The organism is Pseudomonas sp. MAG002Y, from assembly GCF_019400845.1.
GTDB classification, from domain to species: Bacteria; Pseudomonadota; Gammaproteobacteria; order Pseudomonadales; family Pseudomonadaceae; genus Chryseomonas; species Chryseomonas luteola.
This window is the reverse complement of record NZ_WOEJ01000005.1, coordinates 162238-177028: the sequence shown is the minus strand read 5'-3', so window position 1 is coordinate 177028 and position 14791 is coordinate 162238. Positions and strand designations below refer to the sequence as shown.

The window sequence follows — 14791 nt, the reverse complement described above, 5'->3', positions numbered from 1 at the left end:
CGTATTAAGCCAGTACGCTGCGGAGTTCAGCGCTGATGGCAGCCTGATCCAGATCCTGGCCAATCACGACCAGACGTGTCTGCCGAACCTCATCCGCCTTCCAGGCACGATCGAAGTGCTTGTCGAAGCGGGTACCTACCCCTTGCACCAGCAGGCGCATCGGCTTGGCCTTGATGGCGACGAAGCCCTTGATACGCAGGATGCCGTGGCGCTGCACCAGCCCGGTCAATGCGTCCAGCAAGACACTTTCCTCTACCTCTGGCAGATCGACCGCAAACGAGTCGAATTCGTCATGATCATGCTCCTCATGAGGCTCATGGTCGTGATGCGTCTTTCGCGCGTCGATATGCAGCTCGGCCTCGGCATTCAGCCCCAGCAGGACAGACAACGGCAGCTGCCCATTGCTCGCTTCGATGATTTTCACGGACGCTGGCAATTCGCTCTCGATCTGGCTACGCACGGCCGCCAGGGCCATTTGCGGCATCTGGTCGACCTTGTTCAGGATGACCAGATCGGCGCTTGCCAGTTGATCCTCGAACAGCTCATGCAGTGGGGACTCGTGATCCAGGTTGGGGTCCAGCTGACGCTGGGCATCGACTTTTTCGGGATAGGCCGCAAACGTACCCAGGGCAACCGCCGGGCTATCCACCACGGTGACAACGGCATCCACGGTGCATGCATTACGGATTTCCGGCCACTGGAAGGCTTGTACGAGCGGCTTGGGCAGCGCCAGGCCAGACGTCTCGATCAGGATGTGGTCGATATCGGCACGTCGGGCCACCAGGTCGCGCATCACCGGAAAGAACTCTTCCTGCACGGTACAGCACAGACAGCCGTTAGCCAGCTCGAATACCCGGCCTGCGGCTTCTTCTTCGGTACATCCGATGCTGCACTGCTTCAGGATTTCACCGTCGATACCCAGCTCACCGAATTCATTCACAATGACGGCGATGCGCCGCCCTTGGGCATTTTCCAGAATATGGCGCAGCAATGTGGTTTTGCCGGCGCCGAGAAAGCCGGTAATGATTGTGACAGGAATCTTGGCCAAGGTTTTCATGAGCTGCCTTATGAAAAAGGGACAGGCAGGCATGACGAAGACGCGCTCATACGCAGTCCAGACGCCACACCGGATCACCCCGCCCGGTTGTCGGAAAGAATACGGCTCACACGTGCAGCCGCATTCTGAAATGTGTTCAAGGCAGGTCTCCTGGCTCACGGCAACGCTTCTCGCCTTCCCGCCCAAGAGCAGTGGCTTCCTGAAAAGCATCGATTAAACAACCGTTTACAGTTGCGGGGGCAGCTGCGGTCTCGCACCGCATTCCCTCTTAGCTTTGGTCATGTGCCAAAGCACCCTGAAGGCGCAAAGGCTACGAGCGACACTCTGGAGTGTCAATCGATGAAGTTGACGCTTCGCCCGTGTTCGTGGTCTGCTTGCGCCTGATTTCAGGTGTCGCCACGCGGTTCGTGGCGGTGAAACGGGAAGCCGGTTCAAGTCCGGCACTGCCCCCGCAACGGTACGTGAGTGTAGATCGATATCCACTGTGCTCGGCTGTAGAGCATGGGAAGGCCGATCTTGCAGGCGTTGGAGCCCCTTGCTCCACCCCCTTCACAAGTCCGGAGACCGGCCTGATTGACGATTGAGCAACCCGCGGTGGGCGGGCGCAGCTGAATGGCGTGGCGCGCAAGCGACCGCGCCTTCGTGCGTTCCCTCATCCTCGCCACACTCCTAGGAGGGAATCCATGAATAGCCAATCCCTGTCTCATGTGCCTACGGCATCCGGCACCCTGACTCAACGCCTGACTGCCGCCGCCCTGGCGTGCGTGTTGGGAGCAGGCCTGGTCTTTCTAGCCGGCTTCTCACACATCGACGCCCTTCATAATGGCGCTCATGACACCCGTCATAGTGAAGGCTTCCCCTGCCATTGAGGCTGTGACATGTACAAACGGATTGCCTTTACAGCCAGCTTTGCCGGACTACTGGCGGCACTGCTCCTGAGCGTGCTGCAGGGTCTTTGGATCACGCCGCTTATCCTGGAAGCCGAAACCTATGAGGTAGCGGGTGAAGCGCACGCGCATGCCGCTGACACGCCTGCTCACCACCATGACGACGAGGCCTGGGCGCCTGAAGACGGCTGGCAACGAACGCTTTCGACACTCGGCGGCAACCTAGTCGTTGCGGTTGGATTCAGCCTGATATTGGCAGGCCTGTTTACGCTACGAGCCCCACGCCACGCCTGGCATGGCTTGCTTTGGGGCGCTACCGGCTATCTGACCTTTTGTCTTGCGCCCTCCCTGGGGCTGCCACCGGAACTGCCCGGCACCGCAGCGGCTGAACTGACCGCACGGCAAGGCTGGTGGGTCGGCACCGCGGCTGCCACAGCCTGCGCCCTGGCCCTGCTATTTCTCACCCGCCATAGGGTGTTGCGTCTGGCCGCATTGGCCCTTTTGGCGCTGCCCCATATAATTGGCGCACCACAACCTGCCGAACAGGCAAGCCTGGCCCCTGAATCCCTGCAGCAACATTTCCAGTTGGCAGCACTTGTTTCCAATGCCGTTTTCTGGATTGTGCTGGGCTGGCTGAGCGCCTGGTTCTACACCCGTGATACAGCTGAGAATACCTGATGACATTAAGTAACAGCGCACCCGCCATTCTCGTCGTGGGGCATGGCACTCGCAGCAGGCCGGGCGTCGAAGAGTTCTTCCGCCTCGCCGAACACCTCAAGAGCCGCTTTCCGGATCGTCTGTGCACCACAGGCTTTCTCGAATTCGCCCGCCCGACCATTGCTGAAGGCCTTAACAAGCTGATCGCAGAAGGTGCTCGCAACATTACCGCCATTCCTGGCATGCTGATGGCCGCCGGCCATGCCAAGAACGACATTCCCAGCGAACTCAACGAGTTCATGGCCGCGAACCCGGAAGTCAAGATCACCTACGGAGTGGAACTGGGCGTCAACGCCAAGATGATGCGCGCTGCACGCGATCGTATCGAGGCGGCCGAAGCGCAGTTTGGCGATGATTACCGTCGCGATGAAACCCTTCTGGTCGTTGTCGGGCGAGGCGCGTCCGATGCTGACGCCAACTCCAACATCACCAAGATCACACGCTTCCTGTGGGAAGGCATGGGCTTCGCTTGGGCCGAGACCTGCTATTCAGGCGTAACCAAGCCGCTGGTAGCCGACGCGCTGCCTGTCGTGCATCGCCTGGGCTACCGCAATGTCATCGTATTCCCCTACTTCCTTTTCACAGGACGCCTGATCGATCGCATCTATGCAGACGTAGATGCCTATGCCGAGGCGCATCCCGAGGTACGGGTTGTCAAGGCCGGTTATCTCAACGACCATCCCTTGGTCATCGAGGCGTTGGTGGACAAACTCCATGAAACCGAGGAAGGCACTGGCAACATGAACTGCCAGCTTTGCCATTACCGCGAGCAGATCATCGGCTTCGAAGACCGTGTCGGTGCTCCCCAGTTCGGACACCACCATCATGTGCGCGGTATTGGCACCGATGCCGATCATGACCACCACCATCATCACCATCATGGTCATCACCACCACGATCATGACCATGGCCACAGTCATGATCATGCTCTGTCACCTGCCCAGGCAGCGCCGCTCAAAGGTGTTCAGAAACTGACCCCGGCGGATTGATTGCATGCCCTTCGATTATCAGCGCGACCCGGAGGCCATCGAGCGTCAGTCCTTTGAACAGATCAGGACATTGACCGACCTCAGCCGCTTCGACCCTGACCAGGCGCAGATTGCCATGCGCCTGGTGCATACCTGTGGCGAACCGGAGATTGTGGAAGCGCTGCACTTCAGCCCACATGCCATGGAAGCCGGTCTTGCCGCCGTGGAGGCGCAGGCCTCTATCCTCTGTGATGTCGAAATGGTCAGGCACGGCCTGACCCGACGCCTGTTCGGTGAACGTCCCTTATGCTTTCTGAATGACGAGCGTGTCCCGGCGCTGGCAAAAGCAACGGGTGAAACGCGCAGCATGGCGGCGCTGTCGCTGTGGGAGCCCTATCTGCCCGGCAGCATTGTAGTCATTGGCAACGCCCCGACAGCCCTGTTCAGACTGCTTGAGCACTTGGAAACGGGTGGCCCCAGGCCCGCCCTTATCATCGGGATGCCGGTTGGCTTCATTGGTGCAGCAGAATCCAAGGATGCGCTCATGGCTCATGGGCAAGCACTCGGCATCGAGTGGATAGCACTCAGTGGCCGACGGGGCGGCAGCGCGTTGGCCGCCGCTACGCTCAATGCACTGGCACGTGTGCAGCAAGGGATACGCTGGTGAGCGAACGAACCTGGAATGGCCCTACGCTGGAGGTCATCGGCCTTGGGCTCGCAGGCGAAGCCCTTTCGGCCGAAGCGCGGCAGGCACTGGACTCGGCTGAACTGGTTATTGGTGCACCGCGTCATTTCGAAGCGCTTGAGCAGCAAGGCCTCAATGTTCCTCGCCGAGCCCATTTCCCTAACCCGTTTTCAGCGCTCTGGTCGCTTCTGGCAGAGCACTCCGGCCAGCGCATCGTCCTGCTTGCCTCTGGCGACCCGCTTTTTTATGGCCTTGGCGGACATCTGCGCAAGCACCTCACCGCTGAAAAGCTTCGCTTTTATCCGGCAGTGTCCAGTATCCAGGCCGCCTTTGCCCGGATCGGCCAACCCTGGCAAGAGGCTGAAGTGGTCAGCCTGCATGGTCGTCCCCTTTCCAGTCTGCGCGCCGCCCTGAAGGTCAACCGCTGGTTTGCAACGCTCACCGATGCCCACAGCCATCCTGCCGCGATCGCAGACGAGCTGGTTGCCGGAGGCTTTGGTGATTCCACCGTTTGGGTAGCAGAAAACCTGGGTACCCATGAGGAACGTGTGTCCACTCATACGGCCAGCCTTCTCAGTGAGTCGACTGAAGTCTTTTCTCCCTTGAACGTCGTGATCTTCAGGACTCAAGGTGCAGGTGGCGTACTGCCTGAATTCCCGGGCATCACCGACGCCGCGTTCAGCACAGACGGTGACGAGGCCGGCAGAGGTCTGCTGACCAAGCGCGAGGTACGGCTGTGTGTTCTTTCGCTGCTTGAGCCCCGTGCAGGTGATATCGGCTGGGATATTGGTGCAGGGTGTGGTGGCGTAGCGGTGGAATGGGCCCGATGGAACCCCTATGGGCAGGTTCAGGCCCTGGAGTATCACGCCGAGCGACTCACCCATCTTGCTACGAACCGTGACCGCTTCGGCGTCGTCAAGAATCTGCATATTCATGAAGGCCGTGCGCCTGAGCATATCGCTAAACTGCCATCGCCGACCGTCGTATTTGTAGGCGGTGGCGGCCGTGATCTGGCTGCGATTCTTGAAGCATGCTGGGCTCGACTCCCGTCAGGAGGACGCCTGATTGCCAGTGCCGTCACCGAGGATGCGCGTATGGCTTTGCATGGCTTTTCACAAATTGAGCCTGCCCAGGACGACGAATGGATCCAGTTGGCCGTTTCCAGAGGCGACCGTCTCGCCGGTCAACGCCTCATGCGCCCGCACCTGCCTGTACTTCTTTTCAAGCGAATCAAACCATGACTGGTACACTTTATGGCATCGGTGTCGGCCCCGGCGACCCCGAACTGCTTACCTTCAAGGCTGCCCGCCTGATCCGGCAGTGTCCGGTAGTAGCCTATATTGCCAATCAGCAAGGTGCCTCCCAGGCGCGGGTCATCGCCCAGGAACATCTGATCGATCAGCTGGAGCTGCCTATCTACATGCCGTTCGAGCGTCAGCGCGATGCGGCGCTCTCTGTCTATGATCAAGCTGCTGCCGATATTGCCCACCGGCTTGAGCATGGACAGGACGTGGCGGTTCTATGCGAAGGCGATCCTCTACTGTTCGGCAGCTTCATCTATCTACATGATCGGCTGGGCGAGCGGTTTCCCTGTCAGATTGTGCCGGGCATCAGTTCGATCATGGCCGCCGCCGCTGCAGCGCGTCACCCGCTGACGCGACTCGAACAAAGCCTGCGCATCCTGCCCGCTACTGCCGGCCCGGAGCGGCTGGCCAGCGCCCTGCATGAGCCCGGACCGCTCGTGATCATGAAACCCGGCCGCCAGTATGGTGAAATCCTGCGCTTGCTGCGACGTACCGGACGTGACGCTGATAGCGTTTATGTCGAATACGCCAGCCGTGACACACAGCGGATCATTCGATGCCATGAAGCGATGCCTGATGGAGAACAAGGCCCCTACTTTGCCTTGTTCCTAATCGGGGCACAGCCATGCTGACCATCGTCAGTCTGACGGATGCCGGTGCTGCGCTCGCTCAACGCTTGCAGTTACTGGATCGAAGTGCCGAGTGGCTGCATCGTCCTCAGCCTTTTATCGAAACCGTACAGCAACGCTTCCAGGCCGGACATCGGCTGGCATTGATCTGCGCCAGCGGTATCGCCGTACGCACCCTGGCGCCAGTGTTGCAAGACAAGTACCGCGACCCGCCGGTGCTGGTGTTGGATGAAGCCGGTCGGTTCATCATTCCCCTGCTGTCCGGCCATGAAGGCGGCGCCAACGCCTGGGCGCAGGAATGGTCGGAGCAGCTGCAGGCTCAATGCGTTATCACCAGTGCCCGGCGCTACACCCGTCCTCTCTACATTGCTGGCCTGGGATGCGAGCGAGGTTGCCCGGAATCAGTTCTGCATACACTGATGACAGAAACCCTGGCTGCCCATTCGCTGACCGTAGCCGACATCAATGGCTTCGCCAGCATCGCATTGAAACACGACGAAGTCGGCATGCTGGCATTGGCTGAAACATTAAATGTACCTATTCGGTTTTTTGGGGCCGACACGCTCAACCGGTACGAAAACCAGCTCACTCAACGCTCCGCTATCGTTTTTCGCGAAACGGGCTGCTATGGCGTGGCAGAGGCAGCGGCCCTTGCAATGGCCGAGCAGGTAACGGGCGGTCCGGCCGAGCTGATCATTCCCAAACACAAGAACGCCCGTGCGACCTTTGCTCTTGCACGCGCCTATCAGGATCCTTCATGACTGGACGTTTAGTTATCATCGGTACCGGCCCAGGCGGGCTGGAGCACTTGAGCCCCGCTGCCAGCCGCGCGCTGGAAGGCGCTACAGACCTGGTTGCCTACCCGCTCTACGTCGACCTGCTCGGCGAGATCGTGGCCGGTAAGGCACGTCACGATAGCCCGCTGGGTGATGAAATCGGCCGTGCCCGCCGCTCCCTGGAGCTGGCCGCCGAAGGCCGAAGCGTGGCGCTGATTTCCAGCGGAGATGCAGGCATCTATGCCATGGCGACTCTGGTGTTCGAGCTACTGGAGCACGAGGCGCTGCCCGCCTGGCACGAGGTGGAGATTGCCGTAGTGCCCGGCATTTCAGCCCTGCAAGCCTGCGCCAGCCGTGTGGGCGCCCCACTGGCCCACGATTTCTGCACTATCTCGCTTTCAGACTTGCTCACTCCTTGGGAAACCATCGAGACACGCATCCGTGCGGCAGGCCTGGGAGATTTTGTGGTGGCCTTCTACAACCCGGTCTCCCAAAAGCGTACCTGGCAGTTGGCACGTGCCCGTGAGCTGTTACTGGAAAAACGCCCAGCAGACACGCCTGTCATTATCGGTCGCAACGTTACCCGGGCAACAGAGCAGATCACTGTCACTACACTAGGCGAACTTGACCCAGCTCAGGTCGATATGCTGACTATTGTGCTGGTGGGCAACAGCGAAACCCGCCGAGTTGGCCAATGGGTATACACGCCCCGCGGCTATGCCAAAAAACTGGGAGCCGATGCATGACGGTTTATTTCATCGGCGCCGGTCCTGGCGACCCTGAGCTGATCACCATCAAAGGCCAGCGACTGATTCACAGCTGCCCGGTCATTCTCTATGCAGGCTCTCTGGTCCCCGAGGCTGTTCTCCAAGGCAACACCGCCGAACAAGTCATCAATACTGCCGAGCTTCATCTGGCGGAAATCATGACGCTGATCGAAGCTGCCCATGCCAAGGGCCAGGATATAGCACGCGTGCATTCAGGCGACCCGTCACTCTATGGCGCAATTGGCGAACAGATTCGCCGTTTACGTGAGCTGGACATTCCTTTCGAAGTGATACCGGGCGTCACAGCCACGTCTGCGTGCGCTGCCTTGCTCGGTACAGAGCTGACGCTTCCGGATATCTCTCAAACCATTATTCTCACGCGCTATACAGGCAAGACAGCTATGCCCGAAGGTGAGCAACTGCCGGACCTTGCTCGGCATGGCGCAACCCTTGCCATACACCTGGGAATCAACCGACTGCACAAGATTGTCGAGGACCTGATCCCGCACTATGGCGCCGATTGCCCCGTGGCTGTGGTGCACCGGGCTACGTGGCCGGATCAGGACTGGGTAATGGGTACGCTGGAAGACATCCTGGCTAAGGTTCGGGCCAAAGGCTTCCACCGCACGGCGCTGATTCTTGTCGGGCGTGTGCTGGCACCAGATGATTTTTCCGAATCCTTTCTTTACCGGGAGGACAAGGCTCATGTATATCGTCCGGCATACAAGCGTCGCAAGAAAGCCAGCGAGGAGCCGCCTGCATGAGACCGTTCACCTGCCCGTTCGTCCACTCCAAACCTGACGCACTCATGTCAGTGGTGGGCTGAAGGACGACTCAACGCCCATGCGCGAGGAATCTCCCGAGCGTAAAGGTCCGCTGCGCAGCGGCTTTACAACAGGCAGCTGCGCCACGGCCACAAGCCTGGCAGCGGCACGCCTGCTCTTGCGTGGCGAAACCTGTGATGCCTTGACCATCGATCTGCCCAAGGGCGGGAAAACCCTTCTGCTTCGCATCGAGCATTGCGAGCGTAGTGCTACGGGTGCCACCGCCTCGATCATCAAGGATGCTGGAGATGACCCGGACGTTACCCATGGCGCACGGGTTTTCGCTCAGGTCGAGCTGACAGCCGAGCCCGGTATTACCTTTCTAGCAGGTCCTGGTGTTGGCACAGTAACCCGACCAGGTCTGGTACTGGAGGTTGGTGAGCCCGCTATCAACCCGGTACCCCGGCAGATGATGCGCCACCATCTGGAGCGGCTCGCCCTTGAGGCTGGCTACCCTGGCGGGTTCCGAGTGACTATCGGCGTTGAAAAGGGTGAAGTATTGGCGCAAAAGACTATGAATGCCCGCCTGGGCATCCTGGGAGGGCTGTCGATTCTGGGTACCAGCGGCATCGTTCGTCCCTTTTCCTGCGCAGCCTATATCGCCTCAATTCAGCAGGCTATTGATGTTGCCCGCGCCAATGGAGAGTCTCACTTGGCTGCGTGTACCGGCAATGCCAGCGAGGCGGCCATGCGGACCCACTTCGGCCTGCCTGAAATTGCCTTGATCGAGATGGGAGATTTTGTCGGCGCGGTCTTAAAACATACCAAGCGCGTTCCAGTGCCACGATTGTCTCTCTGTGGCGGTTTTGGCAAGATCAGCAAATTGGCAGCCGGACACATGGATCTCCACAGCCGTAGCTCCAGCATAGACCTGCCCTGGCTGGCTGAGCAGGCGGCAGCTCTCGGCGCAGGTGCCTCCCTGCAAGCGGCTATTGCTTCCTGCACTACCAGTCAACAAGCGCTCAAGCTTTCCCATGAGGCCGGTTTCCTCCTGGCTGACCATATCTGCCGACTCGCCCGTAATGTGGCGCTCAGTAAACTGCCCGATGCCACGGCACTGGACGTTTTTGCCATCGACCGCGCCGGCAATCTGATGGGGAGCGCGTCTTGAAGAAGATTCTGCTGCTGGGCGGCACTCGCGAAGGTCTGTGTCTTGCCTATCAGCTTCCCGCTAATGCCATCTATAGCCTGGCTGGCCTGGGTCAGATACCCGATGACTTACCCTGCCGCTGCCACGTAGGTGGCCTTGGCGGTACCGATGGGCTAGTCCGTTTCATTCATGAACAACGAATTGATTTGCTGCTCGATCTAACCCATCCGTACGCTGAACAGATCAGCCGACATGCTCAGAAAGCCGCTAGACAAACAGGTATCCCATACTGGATGCTGCATCGTCCGGCCTGGCATCCTTGCGCGGGTGATGAGTGGCGGGAATGGCATCACTGGCCCGAGCTGACGGCCCAGCTTTATCCCTTTGCCCGCGTCCTGATGGCGCTCGGACGAGAGCCTCTAACCCATATCGATGAGATACCCCCTCACCAGCGCTGGTGGGTTCGCTGCCTGGTCACTTCGGAGCAGAGTCGTTCCAACGTTACGCTCCTGAACGCACGAGGACCATTCCGGATAGAAGACGAATACACCTTGTTGAAAGATCAAGAGATCGAGGTGATTGTATGCAAGAACAGCGGCAGCAGCGCCACCGAGGCTAAACTGATCGCTGCGCGCGACTTGAAAATCCCTGTCCTGATGCGTGCTCGCCCCCCATTACCACAGGCGGACCAGACATTTACTGCAATCGATTCCCTGATGACGGCGCTAGGCCTAGGCCGGTAGTCAGGACTGGGCAATATCTGCATCGGCAACAGGCGCGTCTTCGCCTCGGGCCCGTACATGAATCGCTGCAAAGGGCTCGTTCTGTACCAATTCGATCAGCGATTCCTTTACCAACTCCAAGATAGCCATGAATGTCACCACCACACCTAAACGGCCTTCTTCGACGGTAAACAAGGCAATAAAGGGTACGAACTGCCCCCCCTTGAGGCGTTCGAGCACATCGCTCATGCGCTCACGAGTCGATAAGACTTCCCGTGATACCTGATGGCTCTCGAAGAGATCCGCCCGCCGCATAACCTCACTCATGGCCAGCATCAGCTCGTTCAGCCCCACATCCGGCAGGAGTTTGCGCGCCTTGGCGTCAGGTGCCGGTAAAGTGGGTACGGTAATGTCACGCCCTACCCGAGGCAAAGTATCTATATCCTCAGCAGCTTTTTTGAAGCGCTCGTACTCCTGCAACCGGCGAATCAATTCAGCTCGAGGGTCATCCTCTTCCTCTTCCACCTCCGAAGAGCGAGGCAGCAACATGCGCGACTTGATCTCCGCCAGCATGGCTGCCATGACCAGATACTCTGCAGCAAGCTCCAGACGAACCGATTTCATGAGTTCGACATAACCCATGTACTGCCGCGTGATCTCAGCCACTGGAATATCGAGAATATCGATATTCTGTTTGCGGATCAGGTAAAGCAGCAGGTCAAGCGGTCCCTCAAAGGCTTCGAGGAAGACCTCCAGCGCATCTGGCGGGATATACAAGTCCTGTGGCAGCTCGGTAAAAGCCTGCCCGTAAACCAGCGGTACTGCCGCCTCTATGCGTGCCGAAGGCTCGTTCACGTCAGGACTGCCTGGCTCGCTCATGCACGCTCACGCTCAAACGGCTCTGGATCACCAGCACCAACACGTAGAACTTCCGGCTCGCTGTCGGTCAGGCTGACCACCGTAGAGGGCTCAAGTCCCCCCATTCCACCATCAATGATCAGGTCAACGAGATGGTCCAGCTGGTCTCTCATCTCATAAGGGTCGGATAGCGACTCTTTCTCGCCGGGCATGATAAGGCTGACACTCATCAGCGGCTCCCCCAGCTCTTCCAGAAGCGCCTGAGTGATGGGATGTTCGGGCACCCGCACACCAATGGTACGTCGCTTGGGATGCAGCAGAATGCGTGGCACCTCACGGGTGGCGTTGAGAATAAAGGTATAAGGTCCTGGCGTATGCGCCTTGATCAGTCGAAAGGTGCTCGTGTCGACCTTGGCATACAAACCAAGCTCGGAAAGATCGCGGCATACCAGAGTGAAGTTGTGCTTATCGTCCAGCTGGCGAATTCGCCGGATGCGTTCTACGGCATTTTTCTCACCGATCCGACAGCCCAATGCATAAGACGAGTCGGTGGGATAAGCGATCACGCCGCCGCTTTGAATGATATCCACGGCTTGACGGATCAGCCTCGGCTGGGGATTTTCCGGATGTATCTCGATGTACTGGCTCACGTTGGCTCCTGACTGGCTGGGTAGATGGCATGACCGAACCGTGCCCACAGCGGAGGTAGGTCTTCAGGGACCGGGCGGTACATGCCCAGGTCAGACCAGTCACTCGGTGTATGGAAATCACTTCCGGCACTAACCATCAGACCGAACTCACGCGCCAGAATTGCCAACATGCCAACCTGTTCGGCTGGCTGGACCCCATTGACCACTTCCAGGGCATGCCCGCCGGCCATGATGAAGTCACCGATCAGCTTGCGCCGTTTAGTCCGTGTAAAGTCATAAGCCAATGGATGAGCCAGACTGATCCACGCCTTGGCCGCACGCAGGGTTGTGACTGTTTCCTCCAGGGTCGGCCAGTGCTGCTTGACATCACCGATCTTGCCTCCGCCCAGCCATTTGCGGAATGCTTCGCCCCTGTCCTTAACATAACCTGCCTGCACTAGAAACTCAGCGAAATGAGGGCGGGAAGGCGCATTACGGCTATCACCCAGCGCCTGCTGAATAGCCTGAGCGCCTTCAAGCGCCCCCGGCATGCCCTTGGCAGCCAAACGTCGATCAATTTCTTCGGCCCGCGCCCAACGCCCCGTGTAAAGGGCCTCCAGCGCCTGCTTCAAATCTGGAGAGTCGCTGTCAAAGCCGTAGCCCAATACATGGATGGTCGCGCCGCCCCAGGTACAGGAGAGCTCAACGCCTGTCAGCAACGTCAATCCCAGCTTATCGGCCGTCTGTCGCGCCTCGGCAAATCCTTCCAAGGTGTCATGATCGGTCAGGGCCAGTAACCGAACGCCCCGCTCATAGGCGCGTGCAACCACCTCGGCCGGGGCCAATGTCCCATCGGAAGCCGTACTGTGGCAGTGCAGATCGACACGCATCCTGGTTCCTCGTCTTGATTCGTCTGTTATTATGCCCGGATGTCTTGGCTCCGGCTGCTTAAATGAAACAACTTATCGATTTCATCCCCCTGCTTCTGTTCTTCATCGTCTTCAAGCTTGAACCTCGAACCGTCGAGTTCGCAGGTCATGCTTTCTCACTGGGCGGCATCTTTAGTGCAACAGCGGTTCTGATCATTGCGTCAGTCATCGTCTATGGCATCCTTTTCATCCAGCAGCGACGTCTGGAGAAAGGCCAGTGGCTGACGCTGGTGGCCTGTCTGGTGTTTGGTGGCATGACCCTGGCGTTCCACAGCGAAACTTTCCTGAAATGGAAAGCGCCTGTGGTCAACTGGCTGTTTGCCCTGGCCTTCATCGGCAGTCATTTCATTGGTGATAAACCGCTGATCGAGCGGATGCTGGGCCATGCCATGACCCTGCCCCATGCGATCTGGGTACGCCTCAACATTGCCTGGATCATCTTCTTCTTGGTCTGCGGCTTTGCCAATTTGTTCGTTGCCTTTACGTTCGAGAGCATCTGGGTGGACTTCAAGGTGTTTGGCAGCCTGGGCATGACGCTGCTCTTCATGATTGGTCAGGGCATTTACCTGTCCAGGCATCTGCATGACAGCGACTCCAAGAAATCCTAGAACCGCTGAAGTCTTCATACAACTGCCGGCCTGTCATACGTCGGCAGCCTGCTTCCGGTTCCCGACGAGCCTAACGTAATGAGCCAAATTCTTCTGATCGATGACGATCGTGAGCTTTGCGATCTGCTAAGTGCCTGGTTGCAGCAGGAAGGATTCGAAGTACGCGCCAGCCACGATGGCGTGACTGCACGCCAGGAACTGGCTGCCCACACCCCTTCTGCAGTGGTACTCGACGTCATGCTGCCCGATGGAAGTGGTCTAGAGCTGCTCAAGCAGCTACGCAGCGACTACCCCGAGCTACCTGTCGTGATGCTGTCCGGCCGTGGCGAACCCCTGGATCGCATCCTGGGCTTGGAGCTGGGCGCGGATGACTATCTGGCCAAACCCTGCGACCCACGAGAGCTGACTGCGCGCCTGCGCGCCGTTCTACGCCGCAGCCACCCGGCGCAGCCCGCAGCCCGTTTACAGCTGGGCGATCTGTCGTTGAGCGTTGCCCGAGGCGTCGCTAACATCGGCGAGCACGAGGTCAACCTGACACTTACCGAGAGCCGCATTCTGGAAGCCCTACTTCGCCAACCCAGTGACCCTCTGGATAAACAGGCTCTGGCCCAGATTGCCCTGGGACGTAAGCTTACGCTTTACGATCGCAGCCTCGATATGCATGTCAGCAATCTGCGCAAGAAACTGGGTGCCCATGCGGATGGCAGACCCCGCATCATGGCTATTAGAGGCCGCGGCTATTATTATAGTGAATAGGCGGCACGGTACTGACACAGTTTACTGACTGCGTATTTACCCAAGCTTTACCTTGATTGACGGCGCCTGACCTTGCCTCCGCTAAAGTGGACTCATCCGGTCGATACCGGCTCTCAAAAAGGAGAACCTTATGCGTAAGATGATTCCCGCCCTGCTGTTCGCTTCCCTGCTGCCTACCTTGTCTTTTGCAGCACCTGCGCCAGCCGATGACATGCCGCCATCCCCGCCCGGCATGCATATGGACGGTCCCAAGGGACATCGCGACATGATGGGCGGCCCGTTCCGGGAACTTGATCTGACGCCTGAGCAGCACCGTACTATCGGTAAGCTGATGGGTCAGGAGATGCACGATCGCCAGGACATCATTCACAAGTACCTGGACAAGTTGCCAGAAAAAGAGCGCCAGGCCATGAAGGATGAGCTCAAGGCCAACCGCGAAAAGACGCAGAAGACCATTCGCGATCAGCTCACGCCTGATCAGCGCAAAAAGTTCGACGAGCTGGCCAAGAAGCAGGAACAGCGCAAAGCGGAATGGGCTGAATTCCAGCAGTGGAAGAAAGAACACAAATCCAATTGATGCCTAAA

General features: G+C 58.7%; 18 protein-coding genes and 2 riboswitches. Of the genes, 14 read left to right on the top strand and 4 right to left on the bottom strand.

What is annotated here, in order from left to right; translation table 11 throughout:
- Window positions 1-4 precede the first annotated feature (4 nt).
- Entirely contained in the window at window positions 5-1057 is a 1053-nt protein-coding gene (cobW, locus tag GM154_RS09260; protein WP_019365050.1) for a cobalamin biosynthesis protein CobW, read from the bottom strand.
- Between the two features lie 122 nt (window positions 1058-1179).
- Window positions 1180-1370, bottom strand: a riboswitch (cobalamin riboswitch).
- 58 nt (window positions 1371-1428) lie between these two features.
- Window positions 1429-1645, top strand: a riboswitch (cobalamin riboswitch).
- Window positions 1646-1740: 95 nt separating this feature from the next.
- Between cobW and GM154_RS09255 the strand changes: the two genes are divergently transcribed.
- The 11 genes from GM154_RS09255 (at window position 1741) to GM154_RS09205 (ending at window position 10447) form a co-directional block, all read left to right on the top strand.
- Complete coding sequence (locus GM154_RS09255) at window positions 1741-1926, top strand: CbtB-domain containing protein (RefSeq protein ID WP_019365051.1); 186 nt, start codon at window positions 1741-1743, stop codon at window positions 1924-1926.
- A gap of 9 nt (window positions 1927-1935) precedes the next feature.
- On the top strand, window positions 1936-2622 hold the full coding sequence (locus GM154_RS09250; RefSeq protein ID WP_219652017.1) for a CbtA family protein: 687 nt from the start codon (window positions 1936-1938) through the stop codon (window positions 2620-2622).
- A complete protein-coding gene (locus tag GM154_RS09245; RefSeq protein ID WP_219652015.1) occupies window positions 2622-3650 on the top strand; it encodes a sirohydrochlorin chelatase in 1029 nt (342 codons plus the stop codon). The genes GM154_RS09250 and GM154_RS09245 overlap by 1 nt, the downstream gene beginning before the upstream one ends.
- 4 nt (window positions 3651-3654) lie before the next feature.
- Window positions 3655-4296: a precorrin-8X methylmutase gene (locus tag GM154_RS09240; protein ID WP_019365054.1), complete on the top strand. Its 642-nt coding sequence runs from the start codon at window positions 3655-3657 to the stop codon at window positions 4294-4296.
- Window positions 4293-5555 (top strand): precorrin-6y C5,15-methyltransferase (decarboxylating) subunit CbiE, encoded by a 1263-nt coding sequence (gene cbiE / locus GM154_RS09235; RefSeq protein WP_219652013.1) that lies wholly within the window; start codon window positions 4293-4295, stop codon window positions 5553-5555. Before GM154_RS09240 ends, cbiE begins: the two co-directional genes overlap by 4 nt.
- Window positions 5552-6250 carry a precorrin-2 C(20)-methyltransferase gene (cobI, locus tag GM154_RS09230; protein ID WP_010798046.1) on the top strand — a complete coding sequence of 233 codons (699 nt, stop codon included), beginning with the start codon at window positions 5552-5554 and terminating at the stop codon, window positions 6248-6250. The genes cbiE and cobI overlap by 4 nt, the downstream gene beginning before the upstream one ends.
- Entirely contained in the window at window positions 6244-7008 is a 765-nt protein-coding gene (locus tag GM154_RS09225) for a cobalamin biosynthesis protein (RefSeq protein WP_219652011.1), read from the top strand. Before cobI ends, GM154_RS09225 begins: the two co-directional genes overlap by 7 nt.
- On the top strand, window positions 7005-7769 hold the full coding sequence (cobJ, locus tag GM154_RS09220; RefSeq protein ID WP_122042739.1) for a precorrin-3B C(17)-methyltransferase: 765 nt from the start codon (window positions 7005-7007) through the stop codon (window positions 7767-7769). Before GM154_RS09225 ends, cobJ begins: the two co-directional genes overlap by 4 nt.
- Window positions 7766-8554 carry a precorrin-4 C(11)-methyltransferase gene (gene cobM, locus GM154_RS09215; RefSeq protein ID WP_219652009.1) on the top strand — a complete coding sequence of 263 codons (789 nt, stop codon included), beginning with the start codon at window positions 7766-7768 and terminating at the stop codon, window positions 8552-8554. Before cobJ ends, cobM begins: the two co-directional genes overlap by 4 nt.
- Window positions 8555-8633: 79 nt before the next feature.
- Complete coding sequence (locus tag GM154_RS09210; RefSeq protein WP_219652007.1) at window positions 8634-9725, top strand: cobalt-precorrin-5B (C(1))-methyltransferase; 1092 nt, start codon at window positions 8634-8636, stop codon at window positions 9723-9725.
- Complete coding sequence (locus GM154_RS09205) at window positions 9722-10447, top strand: cobalt-precorrin-6A reductase (protein ID WP_219652005.1); 726 nt, start codon at window positions 9722-9724, stop codon at window positions 10445-10447. Before GM154_RS09210 ends, GM154_RS09205 begins: the two co-directional genes overlap by 4 nt.
- Here GM154_RS09205 and GM154_RS09200 read toward each other — a convergent pair whose 3' ends face one another.
- The 3 genes from GM154_RS09200 to GM154_RS09190 form a co-directional block, all read right to left on the bottom strand.
- A complete protein-coding gene (locus GM154_RS09200; protein ID WP_167517283.1) occupies window positions 10448-11182 on the bottom strand; it encodes a ScpA family protein in 735 nt (244 codons plus the stop codon). It lies immediately after the preceding gene.
- A gap of 119 nt (window positions 11183-11301) precedes the next feature.
- Window positions 11302-11934, bottom strand: coding sequence for an L-threonylcarbamoyladenylate synthase (locus tag GM154_RS09195; RefSeq protein WP_150347565.1), 633 nt, complete (start codon window positions 11932-11934; stop codon window positions 11302-11304).
- Window positions 11931-12803 carry a PHP domain-containing protein gene (locus GM154_RS09190; protein ID WP_010798038.1) on the bottom strand — a complete coding sequence of 291 codons (873 nt, stop codon included), beginning with the start codon at window positions 12801-12803 and terminating at the stop codon, window positions 11931-11933. Before GM154_RS09190 ends, GM154_RS09195 begins: the two co-directional genes overlap by 4 nt.
- A 62-nt stretch (window positions 12804-12865) precedes the next feature.
- On the opposite strand from GM154_RS09190, the gene GM154_RS09185 reads away from it, so the two are divergent.
- The 3 genes from GM154_RS09185 (at window position 12866) to GM154_RS09175 (ending at window position 14783) form a co-directional block, all read left to right on the top strand.
- A complete protein-coding gene (locus GM154_RS09185; RefSeq protein ID WP_019365064.1) occupies window positions 12866-13450 on the top strand; it encodes a septation protein A in 585 nt (194 codons plus the stop codon).
- Between the two features lie 78 nt (window positions 13451-13528).
- Window positions 13529-14206, top strand: coding sequence for a response regulator transcription factor (locus GM154_RS09180; protein WP_010798036.1), 678 nt, complete (start codon window positions 13529-13531; stop codon window positions 14204-14206).
- 130 nt (window positions 14207-14336) lie between these two features.
- Window positions 14337-14783 carry a Spy/CpxP family protein refolding chaperone gene (locus GM154_RS09175; RefSeq protein WP_150347567.1) on the top strand — a complete coding sequence of 149 codons (447 nt, stop codon included), beginning with the start codon at window positions 14337-14339 and terminating at the stop codon, window positions 14781-14783.
- Window positions 14784-14791 lie beyond the last annotated feature (8 nt).

Excerpts from the sequence above, each read along its gene's own strand:
- cobJ (WP_122042739.1), top strand. The coding sequence starts at position 7,005 with ATGACTGGACGTTTAGTTATCATCGGTACCGGCCCAGGCGGGCTGGAG.
- GM154_RS09240 (WP_019365054.1), top strand. The coding sequence starts at position 3,655 with ATGCCCTTCGATTATCAGCGCGACCCGGAGGCCATCGAGCGTCAGTCC.
- GM154_RS09245 (WP_219652015.1), top strand. The coding sequence starts at position 2,622 with ATGACATTAAGTAACAGCGCACCCGCCATTCTCGTCGTGGGGCATGGC.
- GM154_RS09255 (WP_019365051.1), top strand. The coding sequence starts at position 1,741 with ATGAATAGCCAATCCCTGTCTCATGTGCCTACGGCATCCGGCACCCTG.
- GM154_RS09185 (WP_019365064.1), top strand. The coding sequence starts at position 12,866 with ATGAAACAACTTATCGATTTCATCCCCCTGCTTCTGTTCTTCATCGTC.
- cobI (WP_010798046.1), top strand. The coding sequence starts at position 5,552 with ATGACTGGTACACTTTATGGCATCGGTGTCGGCCCCGGCGACCCCGAA.
- GM154_RS09180 (WP_010798036.1), top strand. The coding sequence starts at position 13,529 with ATGAGCCAAATTCTTCTGATCGATGACGATCGTGAGCTTTGCGATCTG.
- GM154_RS09225 (WP_219652011.1), top strand. The coding sequence starts at position 6,244 with ATGCTGACCATCGTCAGTCTGACGGATGCCGGTGCTGCGCTCGCTCAA.
- GM154_RS09175 (WP_150347567.1), top strand. The coding sequence starts at position 14,337 with ATGCGTAAGATGATTCCCGCCCTGCTGTTCGCTTCCCTGCTGCCTACC.
- cobM (WP_219652009.1), top strand. The coding sequence starts at position 7,766 with ATGACGGTTTATTTCATCGGCGCCGGTCCTGGCGACCCTGAGCTGATC.
- GM154_RS09210 (WP_219652007.1), top strand. The coding sequence starts at position 8,634 with ATGCGCGAGGAATCTCCCGAGCGTAAAGGTCCGCTGCGCAGCGGCTTT.
- GM154_RS09250 (WP_219652017.1), top strand. The coding sequence starts at position 1,936 with ATGTACAAACGGATTGCCTTTACAGCCAGCTTTGCCGGACTACTGGCG.
- GM154_RS09190 (WP_010798038.1), bottom strand. The coding sequence starts at position 12,803 with ATGCGTGTCGATCTGCACTGCCACAGTACGGCTTCCGATGGGACATTG.
- cobW (WP_019365050.1), bottom strand. The coding sequence starts at position 1,057 with ATGAAAACCTTGGCCAAGATTCCTGTCACAATCATTACCGGCTTTCTC.